This is a genomic window from Paludibacterium sp. (assembly GCF_019232825.1).
GTDB lineage: Bacteria > Pseudomonadota > Gammaproteobacteria > Burkholderiales > Chromobacteriaceae > Paludibacterium.
In genome coordinates, this window is the sequence record NZ_JAFAND010000006.1 from 22,514 (window position 1) to 38,460 (window position 15,947).

The 15,947-nt window shown below is 63.3% G+C and carries 13 protein-coding genes; 4 read left to right on the forward strand and 9 right to left on the reverse strand.

The window, feature by feature from the left end; translation table 11 throughout:
- Positions 1 to 11 precede the first annotated feature (11 nt).
- The 9 genes from JOZ06_RS00610 to JOZ06_RS00650 all read right to left on the reverse strand — a co-directional run bounded on the left by JOZ06_RS00610 (position 12) and on the right by JOZ06_RS00650 (position 9,977).
- Positions 12 to 1,001, reverse strand: coding sequence for an NAD(P)H-dependent glycerol-3-phosphate dehydrogenase (locus tag JOZ06_RS00610; RefSeq protein WP_293227680.1), 990 nt, complete (start codon positions 999 to 1,001; stop codon positions 12 to 14).
- A gap of 1 nt (position 1,002) precedes the next feature.
- The gene (locus JOZ06_RS00615; protein ID WP_293227681.1) at positions 1,003 to 1,452 is read right to left on the reverse strand and encodes an SH3 domain-containing protein; all 450 of its coding nucleotides are present in this window, start codon (positions 1,450 to 1,452) and stop codon (positions 1,003 to 1,005) included.
- On the reverse strand, positions 1,452 to 1,907 hold the full coding sequence (secB, locus tag JOZ06_RS00620) for a protein-export chaperone SecB (RefSeq protein WP_293227683.1): 456 nt from the start codon (positions 1,905 to 1,907) through the stop codon (positions 1,452 to 1,454). The genes JOZ06_RS00615 and secB overlap by 1 nt, the downstream gene beginning before the upstream one ends.
- 133 nt (positions 1,908 to 2,040) lie before the next feature.
- Positions 2,041 to 2,298, reverse strand: a complete 258-nt coding sequence (gene grxC / locus JOZ06_RS00625) for a glutaredoxin 3 (protein ID WP_293227685.1) — start codon at positions 2,296 to 2,298, stop codon at positions 2,041 to 2,043.
- A gap of 63 nt (positions 2,299 to 2,361) precedes the next feature.
- Entirely contained in the window at positions 2,362 to 3,738 is a 1,377-nt protein-coding gene (gene dacB / locus JOZ06_RS00630) for a D-alanyl-D-alanine carboxypeptidase/D-alanyl-D-alanine-endopeptidase (RefSeq protein WP_293227687.1), read from the reverse strand.
- 11 nt (positions 3,739 to 3,749) lie between these two features.
- Positions 3,750 to 5,963: a primosomal protein N' gene (locus tag JOZ06_RS00635; RefSeq protein WP_293227689.1), complete on the reverse strand. Its 2,214-nt coding sequence runs from the start codon at positions 5,961 to 5,963 to the stop codon at positions 3,750 to 3,752.
- 327 nt (positions 5,964 to 6,290) lie between these two features.
- Complete coding sequence (gene hemE, locus JOZ06_RS00640; protein ID WP_293227691.1) at positions 6,291 to 7,346, reverse strand: uroporphyrinogen decarboxylase; 1,056 nt, start codon at positions 7,344 to 7,346, stop codon at positions 6,291 to 6,293.
- 52 nt (positions 7,347 to 7,398) lie between these two features.
- Positions 7,399 to 9,363 (reverse strand): DNA topoisomerase IV subunit B, encoded by a 1,965-nt coding sequence (locus tag JOZ06_RS00645; protein WP_293227692.1) that lies wholly within the window; start codon positions 9,361 to 9,363, stop codon positions 7,399 to 7,401.
- Positions 9,364 to 9,440: 77 nt separating this feature from the next.
- Positions 9,441 to 9,977 (reverse strand): RNA pyrophosphohydrolase, encoded by a 537-nt coding sequence (locus tag JOZ06_RS00650; protein ID WP_293227694.1) that lies wholly within the window; start codon positions 9,975 to 9,977, stop codon positions 9,441 to 9,443.
- A gap of 182 nt (positions 9,978 to 10,159) precedes the next feature.
- Between JOZ06_RS00650 and JOZ06_RS00655 the strand changes: the two genes are divergently transcribed.
- From JOZ06_RS00655 to JOZ06_RS00670, 4 genes are all read left to right on the forward strand, one after another.
- Positions 10,160 to 11,479 carry an FAD-binding oxidoreductase gene (locus JOZ06_RS00655; RefSeq protein ID WP_293227696.1) on the forward strand — a complete coding sequence of 440 codons (1,320 nt, stop codon included), beginning with the start codon at positions 10,160 to 10,162 and terminating at the stop codon, positions 11,477 to 11,479.
- A 90-nt stretch (positions 11,480 to 11,569) separates the two neighbouring features.
- Entirely contained in the window at positions 11,570 to 12,913 is a 1,344-nt protein-coding gene (pssA, locus tag JOZ06_RS00660; protein WP_293227698.1) for a CDP-diacylglycerol--serine O-phosphatidyltransferase, read from the forward strand.
- Between the two features lie 116 nt (positions 12,914 to 13,029).
- Complete coding sequence (locus JOZ06_RS00665; RefSeq protein WP_293227700.1) at positions 13,030 to 14,961, forward strand: flagellar assembly protein A; 1,932 nt, start codon at positions 13,030 to 13,032, stop codon at positions 14,959 to 14,961.
- A 99-nt stretch (positions 14,962 to 15,060) separates the two neighbouring features.
- Positions 15,061 to 15,753 (forward strand): DUF3313 domain-containing protein, encoded by a 693-nt coding sequence (locus JOZ06_RS00670; protein WP_293227702.1) that lies wholly within the window; start codon positions 15,061 to 15,063, stop codon positions 15,751 to 15,753.
- Positions 15,754 to 15,947 lie beyond the last annotated feature (194 nt).

Here is a 15,947-nt window from a genome sequence, read left to right on the forward strand (position 1 = left end):
GAATTGTTATCTTAAGATTCGGATTTTGGCGACCGGCTGAGCAATCCGTCCACAACCTCTTCCGGCGCCGCGCCGTAGTACAGCAGCCCGCACACCGCGGCGGTGATCGGCATTTCCACTTCCAGCCGCTCGGCCATGGTCAGCACCTCGCGCGCGGTCGGCACCCCCTCGGCGACATGCCCCAGCTCATCCAGAATTTGTGCCAATGGCAAACCCTCGGCCAGGCGGAGGCCGACTTGGCGGTTGCGCGACAGCGAGCCGGTACAGGTCAGAATCAGGTCGCCCATGCCGGCCAACCCCATCATGGTCTTTTGACTGGCGCCAAGCGCCACCGCCAAACGGGTGATCTCGGCCAGTCCGCGGGTGATCAGCGCTGCACGGGTATTGAGACCGAAACCCAGTCCATCCGCCACCCCGGTGGCGATGGCCATGACGTTCTTGACCGCACCCCCGACCTCGACCCCCACCAGATCGTCATTGGCGTAGAGGCGCAACAGCGGGTTGTGCCACTCGCGCGCGATGCGTTCGGCAAAGGCAGCGTCGTCGGAAGCAATGGTCACCGCGGCAGGGAGGCCTGCGGCCACCTCGCGGGCAAAACTGGGGCCGGACAGCACCCCACAGGGATGGTGTAGCGGCATTTCCTCCGCCACCACTTGATGCGGCAATAGGCTGGAGCCGGCCTCAAAGCCCTTACAGGCCCAGATCAGCGGCGCAAGCCGGGCCGACGAAGCCTTCAGCGCACGCAGCGTCGGGCGTAGTCCGACAATCGGCGTGGCGATCAGAATCAGATCGGCATCGGCAATGGCGCGCGGCAAATCCGCGCTTAGCGACAACCGCTCGGGAAAGGGCGCGTCCGGCAGGTAACGCTGGTTGACGCGCGCTGCGGCAAGCTCCGCCACATGCGCGCCGTCGCGCGACCACAACACCACGTCGTGCAGACGGGAGAAGGCGATCGCCAGGGCGGACCCCCAGGCGCCAGCACCCAAAACGGCAAGCTTCATGTTACAGCCCCCACAAGTCGGAGATGCTGGCGTAACCGCTACTGCCATCGCGGTGGCGCACATGCACCCAGCCATTGACCGGAGGATCGACGAGCAGCAGCACACCATTTTTCGGCACGGAAAAAACGACAGCGGCGCTCACGCCGGCAGCGTCGCGCACGTCGGCGCGCTCGCTCACCACCAACAGCGTGCGCTGCGCGGACAGCGCGGCGGACGGCATCCAGGCAATCCCCCCGGTGGCGTCACGCACGCGGGACCAAGCGTCTTGCGTGCTCAGCACTTCCACCGGGTAGTAACGGCTGACCACGAACAGCTTCTTGGCCGTCAGCGCCGGCGCCTCATACAGCACGGCGCCCGTTTCCTTGACCGAACGGAACTCCAGCGCGCCGGCCAGCGGCGCGAACGCCATCGCCGCCAAGGCGGCGATCCAGGCAAGGCGCCGCGGGCTCATCAGGCGTTCCCGGCGTCGAGCTGGCCAGCACGCTGTTGCATGTACAGGGCCTCGAAGTTGATCGGCGAGAGCAGCACCGGCGGGAAGCCCGCGCGGTTCACGATGCTGGACACGGTTTCGCGCGCGTAGGGGAACAGAATATTCGGGCAGGCCACGCCCAGCACCGGATCGAGATCTTCCGCGGGAATGTTGCGGATTTGGAAGATGCCGCTTTGCGCGACTTCCGCCAGGAAAAGCACCTTGTCATCGGCCTTGGCGGTGACGGTCACGGTCAGGCAGCAGTCGAAATAGCCGTCTTCGATTTGCTTGCTTTCCGAGGCGAGCTGCATGTCGATTTCCGGCTGCGCTTGCATCAGAAAGACTTGCGGCGCGCCCGGCACTTCGAGGGACATGTCCTTGACGTAGATCTTATCGATGGAGAACACCGGTTGTTGTTGCTCTTGCTGTTCGCTCATTGTGAGACTCTCACCTGCGGTTAGGTCGAAAAATAAAGCGATTCCGCCGTTGACGGCGGAATCGGTCATGGGCACTGAAGCTGCCGGCATCATCGCATGAAAATCCGGCGCGGACCAGGCCAAACCGGCCCGCTTACTTGCCGAGCAGGACGTCCAGTTTACCGGCGCTGTTAAGCGCCATCAGATCGTCGCAACCGCCGACATGGGTGTCGCCGATAAAGATCTGCGGCACGGTGCGGCGGCCGGTCAAGGTCATCATCTTTTCGCGCTCGGCCGGGTCGGCGTCGACGCGGATTTCCTGAATCTCGGTGACGCCCTTGCTTGCCAGCAGCATCTTGGCGCGCTGGCAATAGGGGCAAACCGCCGTGGTATACATGACAACCGGGCTCATAATCTTTCCTTACGACATTGGCGACCCTCTTCAATATTGGGTCACGCTGATCACAATCAAGAATTATACCCCGTTCGCCTCATATAACCGAATAACATCACGGACCACCGCGTCCAAGGCAGGCTTCAACCGCGCGGCATCCGGATGGTTGACCACGGCCACGATCGCCAGCCGGCGGCCATCCGCCCCTTGCCAATAGCCCGCCAGCGCGACCACGTCTTTCAACGTGCCGGTTTTCAGCCGCAACGCGGGCCCCAGATCGACAAAGCGATGCTTGAGCGTGCCGGTCTGTCCCGCCAACGGCAAGCTCGCCAAAAACTCGGCGGCATACGGTCCGCGCGCCGCCTCGCGCAGCACTTCGCCAAGCAGACGCACCGGCAGGCGCTCGCTGCGCGACAGGCCGGAGCCATTCTCCAATGTCAGTCCCCGGTCGGACAACGCATGCGCCGCCAACGTCTCGCGCACGGCGCGATCGGCATCGGCCACGGTGTCGCCGCTCGCAGGCGCCACACGCCCCAGAGTGAGAAACAGCGAACGCGCCATGGGGTTGTTGCTGAATTTATTCACATCCGGCAGAACGCGCGCGAGCGGATCGGAGGTCACCTCGGCCAAAACGCGCGCGCCCGCGGGCGCGCGGCCCGCCGCCACGCCCTCGGGCCCGCCGCCTGCCAGCGCCTGCCACAAGCCGCTGAACGCCGCGGCGGAAAACGCCGCCGGCGGCAACGGCTGCAAGTACGTACTGCGCCCGTCGCAGTCGCGCGGCAGTTGACCGCTGACGGCGATGGAGCCGCCGCTCGCCGCCAACCGCACCCAGCGGCGCACATCGCCGCACGCGGCGTCACCGCCGTCCGTCAGGCGCGAGGTCAGCGAAATATTCGCCAGCGGGGGATCGAGCGCCACCCGCGGCCCTTGCGCGTCATTGAAAAACCGTAGCCAAACCACATTGAGGTTGGTCAGCAGCGGATCGGGCGGCGCCATGAACGTCTCGCCCTCGTCCTCTTCGAAGCCGCCGGCCGACGACAGCCGCGTATAGGCGGAGGCGTCCAGCACCAGCCGGCCGGCGATGCGCTGAATACCGCGCTGACGCAACCCGTCGAGCAGCTCGCGCAGCCGCGCGCCGAAAAAGCGCGGATCGCCTTCGCCCACCCAATAGAGATCGCCAGCCAAGGTGCCGCCGACGACCGGCGCGGTCGACACCAAGCGGCTCTGCCACGTAAAATCCGGCCCCAGCCGGGTCAACGCCGCCCATGTCGTCAACAGCTTCATGGTCGAGGCCGGTTGAACCGCCACGTCGTCGCGGTAGGCGGCGGTCACCGTGGCCGATTCGACCGGCGCCGCCCACAGCGCCAGACTATCCGGCGGCAGGCCATGCAGATCGAGCGCGCCGGCATGCAAGCTATAGAGCAGCATGGCCGCGAGCGTGAGCAACTTATTGCGCATGGGCGTTCCTGTCAGGTGTCCTGCGGGTCGACGTCGAGCGACCAGCGCAGGGTACGGGCAACCGGCTGCGACGGCAGCCAGTCGGTCAAATAATCTAAAACATGATGCAACGCAGCCCGGCGTGGGCTTTCCAACACCAGCTGCGCGCGCTCGCGATTGGCAAGCTTCACCATCAACGCCGGCGCCGGTCCCGCAAGCGCCACGCCGGCGGCCTCGGCCTGCGGCGCCAGCGCGTCGCGCACACCCAGCAGAAACGCGTTGGCCTCCGCCAAAGAGGGCGCGTCGGCGCGCAGTTGCGCTTGAAAACAAGCAGGGGGAAACCCCAGCAGGCGCCGCTCCTGCAGCAGTTCGGCAGCATAACGGTCAAAATCATGCGCCGCCAGTGCCCGAAACAACGGATGATCCGGCCACTGCGTCTGCAGCAGCACCTCGCCCGGACGATCCGCGCGCCCAGCACGGCCCGCTACCTGCGTCAGTTGCGCAAACAGCCGCTCGCCGGCGCGGAAATCGGCCGAATACAACGCGGCATCGGCATTGAGGATCACCACCAGGCTCAGCGCGCCGAAGTCGTGGCCTTTGGCCAGCATCTGCGTCCCTACCAGGATGTCGACCTCGCCCGCATGCACCTGGCGGTAAATGTCGTCCCACGCCTCGCGCCGCTGCGTCGTGTCGCGGTCGATACGCAGAATGCGCGCCGAAGGAAGCGCGCGCGACAGCGCCGCTTCCAGCCGTTGCGTGCCCTCGCCCAGCGGCTTGATGTCCGGATTGCCGCAATCCGGACAGGCATGCGGCACCGCCTCCTCCCAACCGCAGTGATGGCAGCGCAGCTTGCGCGCCAACAAATGCACGACAAGCTTCGCCGAGCAGCGCGGACAGCCGGAGAGCCAGCCGCACTCGGTGCACGCCACCACCGGCGCGAAGCCGCGGCGATTGATGTACACCAAGCTCAGCTCGCGTTTTCTCACGCGCTCGGCCAGCGCGGCCAGAACCTCGTCGGTCAAGCCTTCGCTGCGCTTGGCTCGGCGGATATCCAGCAAGCGCACGTCCGGCAATGACGCCGCCTCGTGCGCGCGCTCGGCCAACACCAGACGCCGGTACCGCCCTGCATCGACGTTGGCCAGCGTTTCCAGGCAAGGCGTGGCGCTGCCCAGCACGATCGGCACCGCAGCCCGATGCGCACGCCAGACCGCCAAGTCGCGCGCATGGTAACGCAGTCCGTCTTGCTGTTTGAACGAACCGTCGTGCTCTTCGTCGACGATGACCATGCCCAATTGCGGCAGCGGGGTGAACACCGCCAGCCGGGTGCCGATGACGATGCGCGCGCGGCCCTGCCACGCGTCGACCCAGGCGTGCAGGCGCTCGCCATCGGCAACGTTGCTATGCAGCGCCGCCATCGGCGTCTGCGGGAAGCGATGGGTAAAACGGGCGATCAATTGCGGCGTCAGATTAATTTCCGGCACCAGCACCAGCACTTGACGGCCCGCGGCAAGCACTTGCTCGATCAACTGCAGGTAGACCTCGGTTTTGCCGCTGCCGGTCACGCCGTGCAACAGCCAGGGCTTATGCGGCGCCTCGCCGGCCAGGATCGCTTCGTATGCCTCGCGCTGCGCCGCATTGAGCGGCACCGCGCCCTCCACCTTCAGCGACGGCGCGGCGACATCCGCGCGCGCCACCCAGCCGCGCGCCAACCAGTCTTTCAGAATGGCGCCGCTGCCGGCGGCCACGGCGCGCACGGCCTCCGGGGTCAGATCGCGCTCAGCGAGCGCCTGCCACAAGGCATGGCGCACCTTGTGGCGTGGGGCGACGTCAGCGGCGCGCCCCGCCGCGGTCAGCCGCCACACGCGGCGATCTGGCAGCCGCACCGCGCGCGGCTCGCGCAACGCGGTCGGCAAGGCGGTGAACAAGGTCTGCCCATAGGGGTGGTGATAGTAATGGGCGGCGAATTCCACCAGATCGAGCACATCGTCAGGCAGCGGCGGCAGGTCGTCGAACACGTCGTCCACACATTTAATGCTGAATGCATAGACTTTGTTCTCATTATGACTTTTTGTAACGACGCCACACATGCGTCGCGCACCGAAGGGAACCAGCACCCGCTGCCCCCTCGACAGCGGTCGGTCGGTCAAGTAGCTGAACGTACTCCACAGAGGGACATCCAGTGCCACGTCGACCGACAGTGACACGGACGCTCCCTCGTCGTTCAGGCGCAAATCTTTATCCGACAAGGCTTTGCCTTTCCTGTGCACAACAGCTGTGGATAACTTTGTGCATAAACCGCCAGCAGGTGCTTAAAATCGAAGCGAGCCCATGCTACCGTTGGATTGCACAAAAATTAATCAGCCATTAAAACCGTTTAAATTCAATGCGTTACACAAAATACATCAGGCACGGCTCACCCTCTTGACAAGCCTGCGCCAAAAGACTAGCTCGTGTGCATAACTCGTGGAACGACAGACGGGGCAGATGTCAATTAAGTAGTGACCGCAACCTGCGCGGCGCGGCTAGTCTCCCGCCGCGCCGCGCCCCCTCCGGCAATCTGATATAGGAAAATCTCAGCGAGAGGAAAGCCGATGCACGGCATCGACCAGTACAGCGGCATGCGCGGGATCGACATGTTGCGAAATGCCGTGCCCCAGGTTGAATACATGGCCGCTGCCAGCGCCAAAAGCGGTGAGGATTTTTGCCACTTCCGCCTCAATCGCCGCCGGTTGAGCAAAAAGCACGCATGGATCAAGATTTCCCTGCAACGCCACACGATCCCCTACGCGCCGGCGCGCCTCGCCGATGTCGGTGCTCCAATCCAAGCCCAGGGCATCGGCGCCGCAATCGGCCATGGCTTCCAGCCACTGCCCGCCCCCCTTGGTAAACAGGATACTCGGAACGCGACGTCCGTCCTGCTCGCGAATCAGGCCCGCGACGATACGCCGCATATAGGGCAGAGAGAACTCCAGATAGGCCGAGCGCGTCAGCGCGCCCCCCCAGGTATCGAAAATCTGCACGGCTTCGGCGCCCGCGCGGATCTGCGCGTTAAGGTAGGCGGTCACCGCATCGGCGGTCACGCTCAGGATATGGTGCAGCAGCTCTGGGCGTGAATACAGCATCGCCTTGGTATGGCGGAAGTCGTCGCTGCCGCCGCCCTCGATCATGTAACAAGCCAGTGTAAACGGGCTGCCGGCGAAACCGATCAGCGGCACACGGCCGTCGAGCGCGCGGCGAATGGTGCGCACGGCGTCCATGACGTAGCCAAGCTCGTCTTCGGGATCGGGCACCGCCAGTTGGCGGATGGCCGCTTCGTCACGCAATGGGCGCGCGAATTTCGGCCCCTCGCCCTCGGCGAAATACAGCCCCAGTCCCATGGCGTCCGGCACGGTCAAAATGTCGGAAAACAGGATGGCGGCATCCAGTTCGAAACGGTCGAGCGGTTGCAGCGTCACTTCGCAGGCGAGCTCCGGCGTCTTGCAAAGATCGAGAAAGCTGCCGGCACGGGCGCGCGTGGCGCGGTACTCGGGCAAATAGCGGCCGGCCTGGCGCATCATCCAGATCGGCGTGCGCTCGACCGGCTGTTTGAGCAAGGCCCGCAAAAATAGATCATTTTTAAGTGACGTCATGGTTTGCCCGTTGTTTTATTCAAAATGAATCGTATACGACTTATTCGACCCGCTAAATGTCGGCTTCCACTTCATTGCCGCGCGCTTCCATCCAGCTGCGCCGGCTGGCCGCCTCGCCCTTGCCCATCAGCATGGTAAACATGCGCCGGGTGTCGTCGTCGCTGTCCGGCCGTCGACGCACACACACCAACCGGCGCGTATCCGGATGCATGGTCGTGTCCTTGAGCTGTTCGGGATTCATCTCGCCCAGCCCCTTGAAGCGGCTGATGCCCCAATGGCCATCGCGCACGCCCTCGCTCTTCAAGCGCTCCAGAATGCCGTCCAGTTCGTCGCTATCGAGCGCGTACAGTTTCTTCGGCGGCCGGTTTTTTCCCTGTCCGGGCACATCGACCCTAAACAGCGGCGGCTGGGCAATGAAAATGTGCCCGGCGTCCACCAGCGCAGAGAAATGGCGATAGAACAGCGTCAACAGCAATACCTGGATATGCGAGCCATCGACGTCGGCATCGGACAGGATGGCGATTTTGCCGTAGCGCAGCCCGGTCAAGTCGGCCGCCTCGCCCGGCAAGTGCGGGTCGACGCCGATGGCGACGGCGATGTCGTGGATTTCGGCGTTGGAGAACAGCTGATCCTTATCGGTCTCCCAGCTATTGAGCACCTTGCCGCGCAGCGGCAGGATCGCCTGAAACTCCTTGTCGCGCGCCAGCTTCGCCGAACCGCCGGCGGAGTCGCCCTCGACCAGGAACAGCTCGTTGCGCTCGATGTCCTCGCTCTCGCAGTCGGTCAACTTGCCTGGCAGCACCGCCACACCGGAGCCTTTTTTCTTTTCCACCTTCTTGACCGACTTCAGCCGGCTTTGCGCTTGGCGGATGGCCAGTTCGGCGATCTTCTTGCCCGCCTCGACATGCTGGTTGAGCCACAACTCGGTCGGATCGCGCGTCAGCGCGGCAAGGAGCTTCAGCGCGTCGCGGCTCGTCAGTTTTTCCTTGGTCTGCCCTTGGAATTGCGGATCGAGCACGCGCGCCGACAGCACGAAACGCACTCGGCTCCAAACGTCCTCGGCCATCAGTTTGACGCCGCGCGGCAACAGGTTGTGGTGGTCGATAAAGCTCTTGATCGCTTCGAAGATGCCGGCGCGCATGCCGGCTTCGTGCGTGCCGCCAGCGGGAGTGGGAATCAGGTTGACGTAGCTTTCGCCGCCCGCGCCTTCCTCAAACCAGGCCAGCGCCCATTGCACGCCTTCGCCAGGCGCGAATTGTTCATGATCCGGACCAATGAAATTCTCGCCGGCAAAGAACGGCGCGACCGGTTCGTCGCCGTTGCACAGTTCGGCCAGATAACCTTTCAGGCCCTCTGGATAATGCCACGACTTGATCTCGTCGCCGCCGGGGCGTTCGATGGTCAGACTGACCGACACGCCGGGCAACAGCACCGCCTTGGCGCGCAGCATGCGCTCCAGTTCCGGCAACGAGTAGCGCGGCGACTCGAAATACTTGCTGTCCGGCCAAACCCGCACGCGCGTGCCGCTGGTGCGCGCGCCGCAGTCGCCGATGCGCGCGAGCGGCTCGATCACGTCGCCACCGGCGAAGACGATGCGCCACACCCCGCCCTCGCGTTTGACTTCCACCTCCAAGCGCGTGGACAGCGCATTGGTGACCGACACGCCGACACCATGCAAACCGCCGGAGAAGGCGTAGGCGCCCCCATCCTTCTTATTGAACTTGCCGCCGGCATGGAGACGGGTATAGACCAACTCGACCACCGGTAATTTTTCCGTCGGGTGCTCGCCCACCGGAATACCGCGGCCATCGTCCTCGACAGACAACGAGCCGTCCTGATGCACGGTGACCGCGATGCGGCGCGCAAAGCCCCCCAAAGCCTCGTCGGCGGCATTATCAACCACCTCTTGGCAGATATGGGTGGGATCGACCGTGCGGGTGTACATACCGGGCCGTTCCTTGACCGGCTCCAGCCCTTTCAGCACACGTACCGAGGATTCGTCGTATTGTTGTGTCATGACAGTGAATTAGAAATGATCGATCAAACAAAGACCGGCGTCGCCCGTGAGGACGCCAGCCGCATCAGTGGGGAAGCTCAATGCGATCCGCCGGACACCTTCGCCGGCGGGTGGCGCGTCAGATAGTCCTCGCGGCTCTCCACGCCCTTGGTGAATCGGGCCAGCTCGCGCAGAGCGTGCTCGTAGACGTCGCGCTTGAATTCGATCACGGCGTCGACGGGCGCCCAGTACGGGCTCCAGCGCCAGCCGTCAAACTCAGGATGGCTCGTGGCGCGCAGGCTGACGTCGCAATCGCGGCCAACCAGGCGCAGCAGAAACCAGATTTGCTTCTGTCCCTTATAGCTGCCGCGCCATTCACGGCGCACCCAGTTGGATGGGACCTCATAACGAAGCCAATCCCGGGTCCGCCCCAGGATTTTCACATGTTGCGGCAAAAGCCCGACCTCTTCCAAAAGCTCGCGGTACATCGCCGCTTCGGGGCTTTCGCCAGGTTTGATGCCCCCCTGTGGAAACTGCCATGAATGCTCGCGCACCCGCTTGCCCCAGAACACCTCGTTCCGGGCATTAAGGATGACAATTCCGACGTTGGGGCGGTATCCGTCCCGGTCCAGCATGAAAAAAACCTACAATTCGTCAAGTTGGCTGAATTTTTGCACATTTCTACCTTCCATGCCATGCGTGATTCGGGGCGAGCGCTGACAGACAATGGGAACAAACAGCGCAATAAGTAAGATCATTGACTTAGCGCGGACGATACCGTGAAGATGGGACATTACCTTTCCCGACAGGGGGTTCCATGCGCCGCGCTGCACCGCACCTCGATGCCTTTCATGGCCGTCATGCGCCCTCCTGGTATGCCGACAGCCTCAACGACACACTCGATTTCCCCGCGCTGGCGGCGCAGACGCTGGATACCGATGTCTGTGTGGTCGGAGGCGGGCTGACGGGACTCTCCACGGCGCTGGAACTGGCGGAACAGGGTGTGCGCGTCGTGCTACTGGAGGGGGCGCTAATAGGCTTCGGCGCCTCGGGACGCAACGGCGGCCAGGTGCTGCATGGCTTTGCCTGCCCGACGTCGCGGCTCGCGCGCCAGCTTGGCGCCGCCGGCGCACAACGCTGCTGGGAGCTGTCGCTCGAGGGGGTGGCGGCGCTCAAAGCCCGCGTCGCGCGTTACGCCATCGACTGCGACCTGCGCTGGGGCTATGTCACCGTGGCGGAAAATCCGCGGCAGCTCAGGGCTTTGCAAGATTGGCGCGCCACGCTCTTGCGCCTCGGCTATCGCCACACGCAGTTGTTGACCGGCGCCGCGCTCAGCGAAGAGATCGATTCGCCGGCGTATATCGGCGGCCTGCATGATAGCGGTTGCGGCAGCCTGCACCCGCTGCGGTACACCCGCGGGCTCGCGCGCGCGGCGGCAGGCCTCGGCGCGCAATTGTTCGAACGCACGCGCGTCGCGCGCATCGTCGAACAGGCCGGCCGCGCCACGGTCCATACCGCCGACGGCGGCACGGTGCACGCCGACCGCCTCGTGCTCGCCTGCAATGTCGATGTCGCCGCGCTCCGCCCGGGCCTGGCCCAGCGCTTCCTGACGGTCGCCTCGCACATCATCGCGACCGAGCCCCTGCCGGTGGCGCTGCGCGCCCGCCTGCTGCCGCGCGAGGCAGCCATCTGCGATAGCCGCCATGTGCTCAACTATTACCGCCTGTCGTCCGACGGCCGGCTGCTGTTCGGCGGCAGGCTCAAGCGCCAGCATGCCGATCAGGCGGCCATCCGTGCCGAGCGTCAGGCGGAAATGGCGCGCGTCTTTCCCGCGCTGGCCGACGTCGCCATCGACTACAGTTGGGGCGGCTATATCGACATGGGGTTGAACAAGGTGCCGCAGTTCGGCCGCCATTCGCCTCGCATTCTCTATGCGCAAGGCTTCGCCGGCCACGGCGTGGCGTTGACCGGACTTGCCGGCCAACTGATGGCGCGCGCCATCGTCGAGGACGATGCCGGCTTCGAGTTGCTGACGCGGCTCAAGGCGCCGAGCGTCCCGCTCGCCGGCATCGCCGACGCGGCGCTTATCCGCCTTGGCGTGGCGTTCTACCGGCTTTGCGACCGTCTGGGGTGGTAGGGTACCTAGGGGCTTCGCCGCACGCCACAGGCGCGGCGAGAAGTGTTAACATATTGCGCTCTGCTTGAACGCTGGCACACAGAACATCTCATGGCGCTTCTTTACCCCCGCCCATCCCTGGAGCAACTTCCGCGCTTTCCCTTGTCCATCGAATCGGTTCAGACGCTGACGTGTGCCGCCGACTTCCGCCGCACGCTTCTGTCGCTGATCGGCGCGGCGCGGCGGCGCATCTACCTGACCGCGCTGTACTTGCAGGACGATGACGCCGGACATGAGGTGATGGCGGCGCTGCAGACGGCAAAGCAAGCCACGCCGGCACTGGATATCCGCGTATTGGTCGATTGGCACCGCGCGCAACGCGGGCTCATCGGCGCGGCCAAGCAAGCCGGCAATGCCGGCTGGTACCGCGCGTGCAGCGCGGGCGCCGACGGCGCCATTCCGGTTTACGGCGTGCCGGTTCAAACACGCGAACTGTTCGGCGTGCTCCATCTCAAGGGTTTTGTGTTGGACGATACCGTCCTCTATAGCGGCGCCAGCCTCAATGACGTCTATCTGCACCGGCACGACCGCTATCGCCATGACCGCTACCACCTGCTGCATTGCCCACGCCTTGCCGACGCCATGGTGGATCTGCTGCGCACCCAATTGCTGGACTCGTCGGCCGTCCATCGCCTGGACGAACCCCAGTGCCCGACCACCCGGCAACTGCGCCGAGACATCCGCGTGTTGCGTAAGCAATTGGCGGCCTGTCGTTATGATGACACGCACGCCGTCACGCCTTATCACGGTCTGGCCGTCACGCCGCTGATCGGCATCGGCCGCAACAACCCGCTCAACCGGCATTTGCTCGACCTGCTGTCGTCCGCGCGGGAAAAGGTCATCATCTGCACCCCGTACTTCAACTTCCCCAAACCGGTCATGCGCGAAATCAATCGCCTGATCCTGCGAGGCATTGACGTCGAGATCATCGTCGGCGACAAGACCGCCAACGATTTCTTCATCCCGCCGCATGAATCGTTCAAGGCGATCGGCGCGCTGCCCTATTTATATGAAGTCAATCTGCGCCGCTTTGCCAAAGTGCATCGCAAGGCACTGATGCGTCAGCAGTTGAAACTGCACTTGTGGCAAGACAACGGCAATAGCTACCACCTTAAAGGCATCTGGGTCGACAACCGCTACCATCTGATCACCGGCAACAACCTCAATCCACGCGCATTCAGCCTGGACCTGGAAAACGCGCTACTGATCCACGATCCCAAAGGCGAGATGGCGGCACAAAAGCAGCTGGAACTCGATACCATCCACCGCCATACCCGGCCGATTCTGCAGCACCGGGAATTGGAAACCGTGCGCCAATATCCCGATCGCGTCCGCAAACTCCTTACCCGCCTGAGCCGGGTACGCATCGATCGCTTGCTGTACCGCATCTTATGATGGCGGCCGGCAGCGCCGCGGTGAAATGCATGACAAAAGCCCTAAATAAAGCTTTGAAATAAGGCATAATTACATTCCACATTGTCATAAAGTTGCTGCCAGCCGGATTGCATGCCATGCCTACATCGTTGCCGACATTCTTCAAGCAATTCGGCGACACCCATTTCATCCGCGTGGATGGAAGCGGTGTCCATGTCGATCTCGCCGCGCTCGAGTCTTCCACGCAATTTTGCGACTTCATCGACCGCGTAGTGGCCGCAGGCTTTTATTTCAAACAACTCGACTACCCCGCCTTTCTCGATCTGGTCAGCCGCTACTCGCCGGAGATGCTGGCCACCAGGGCCGAGGTCAGCATGGGGAAAGTGGGGCTCTGCCGCTTTGCCGCCTCGGTCGCGCCGTTCGAGCCGTCGCGACAGGCGTTGTACCGCGTTCCCTTTGTGGCCGATGACAGCGCCGAATATCTGTTCGAACCGGTGATGATGGACAAGACGGTGTCGGTTCCGCTGTACGACACGCTGGAAGATGGCAGCCAGGAAGTCGTCGGATCGGAAGAAAGGACCGTGCAGGTCAGAACCAAGCTTGATTTCGACGAATTCGTCGTCGCCATGTGGGCGAAAGGCATTCGCTATGGTCTGAAGGAGGACGTGGTGCGCGCCGCGATGACCGATAGCCGTTTCGCCCGCATCGCCATCGCACAGGCCCTACCGGTCACGCCGGGGACGGATGCCGACCTGCTGGAGATCGGCAGCAAATTGCATCGCGACGATGCCCCGCTCAAGCTGCCCAACGGCGCCATCGATCTGCGCCACTTCGGTAATCGCTTCCCTCAGGTCAAAGCGGGCGAACGGCTGATGCAAAAAATCCCTTGCGTGCAAGGCAAGCCCGGCTTCAGCCTCATGGCGCGGCCCACCACGCCGCCGGCCCCGGAAGACTTCGATTTGGCGCCGCTGGCCGGAGAGGGCACGACCATCGCCAAATCCGATGCCGGCGAATTCCTGGTTGCCCGCATCGACGGCTTCCTCAATATCGATACCGCCAGCAGCCGTATCTCCGTCACCGAAAAGATCATCAACTACTCCGGCGTCAGCTTGCGCACCACCGGCGATATCGCGCTGCAGGGCGATCACTTCGAAGAACACGGCGAGGTGCAGGAAAAGCGGGTGGTCAAGGGCAAGAACATCACGGTGATGGCCGATGTCTTCGGCGAGGTGATCTCGCAAGGAGGCGTCATCCATCTCAAGCAGAACCTGGTCGGCGGCGCCGCCACCAACGACGACGGCGACATCATCATCGATGGATTGACCAGCAATGCCACGCTTGTCGCCAAAAAAGGCCGCATCGTGCTTTCCCGGGTCGAGAATAGCGTGATCATCGGCCAATCGGTGGAAATCGACAGCGCCGTCAACAGTTGTGTTCTGGCCGACTCTGTGGCGATCCGCACGGCATTGGGCTGCCAGATCGCCGGCAAACAGATCCATCTCGAACAGGCCGATGCCCGACGCCATACCCCAACGACGGTATCGATCATGTTGCCGGACTTGGTGATGCTCAAAGTCCGCATTAACGAGATGCGCCTGCGCACCAGCGAAATCACCGGCGAAATCGACGCGTTGCGCGCCCAGTACGATGCCTTGGTGGCAGATACGGAAGTGCGCAACTACCTGGCCATCGCCGGCAAGGTCCAACGCAAGGAACTGACGCTGAATGCGGCGCAGAAAAGCAGTTTATTGGCGATAAAACAGCGTATCGCGCCAAGTTTGACCGCCGCCGCCGCCACCAACCAACAGATCCAAGCGCTGATCGCCGAACAGAAGGATCTGATTCAGCGCGCCACCGGCATCCGCGAACAGGGTGCGCGCGCCATGGCGACGGTGTCTTGCCTCATCGATCAACCGAGCGACGACATCCACATTCGCAAGCTTTACGCGCAAGCGGCGGTATTGTTTGAGCTTCCGCCGCGCGATCTGCGCCAGATGCTGAGCGAGCAAGGCCAGCCCGAGGAAAGACTGCCCGTGAGCGGCGAACCGTTCAGTTGGCGCCCCCAGTGAGGTGAGGACCGGCTTCGGCCTGGTGGATGTTGCTTCACGATGATTTATCCTTATGACATGGCGTCTGCGGTACGATGCCCATCTCAGACAAGGATCATCATGACGACACCTCTTTCGCGGTTATGCGCCGCAGCGCTGCTGCTCTTCACCTTTGGCGCGGCCATGGCGGAGGAACCCGCCACGCAGCCGGAAACGCTGCTAGCCATTCCCCGTACCCAATTCAAACCCGCCAAAGACCATCCGGGACGCTATTACTACATCAAACCCGGCGCCGACCTGCTGCAATACAATCAAATCATGGTGGCCCCGCTCGTCGTATTGACCAACGACGAGGGAAAACAATGGCGCGCGCTGGTCAGTGACGAAAACAGCCAAGCCGGACAACTGTTTCAACAAACCATCAGCAAGGCGCTACGGGATAAAGGTCTCGCGGTCACCGACCAGGCTGGCCCGGGCGTGGCGGTCTTGCGCGTCGCGGTGACGCACATCGAGCAAAAGCCGGAAGGATTTGTCGTCTCCGACGTGCTGCCGATCAAGATGGTGTTCAACTTGGCGCGCCGGGCCGGGGGGCTTGAGAAATACATCGTGAAGATTGCCACGATGGGCCAATTGAACGACAGTCAAAGCGGCGAACTGGTGGCTGGCAGCCTGGGATTGCGGGAACACGCCAAGAGCGGCGTCGCGCCGGCGTCGATGACTGATTTCCAGCAATGGCTCGATAGTTGGAGCGAGGATGTCGCCGAACAGGTCGCGGGCGCCCTGCCCGCGGCGCACCAATCGACGACGCCCTAAGGACCCTTGAACATACACGTGCATTGCCTACGGCGGATGCACGCTACGCAAAGCAAAAAGCCCAGACCTTGTGGTCTGGGCTTTCGTATGGGGCGTCTGGCGGTGTCCTACTTTCACACGGCGAATGCCGCACTATCATCGGCGCTAAGGCGTTTCACGGTCCTGTTCGGGATGGGAAGGCGTGGGACCACCTC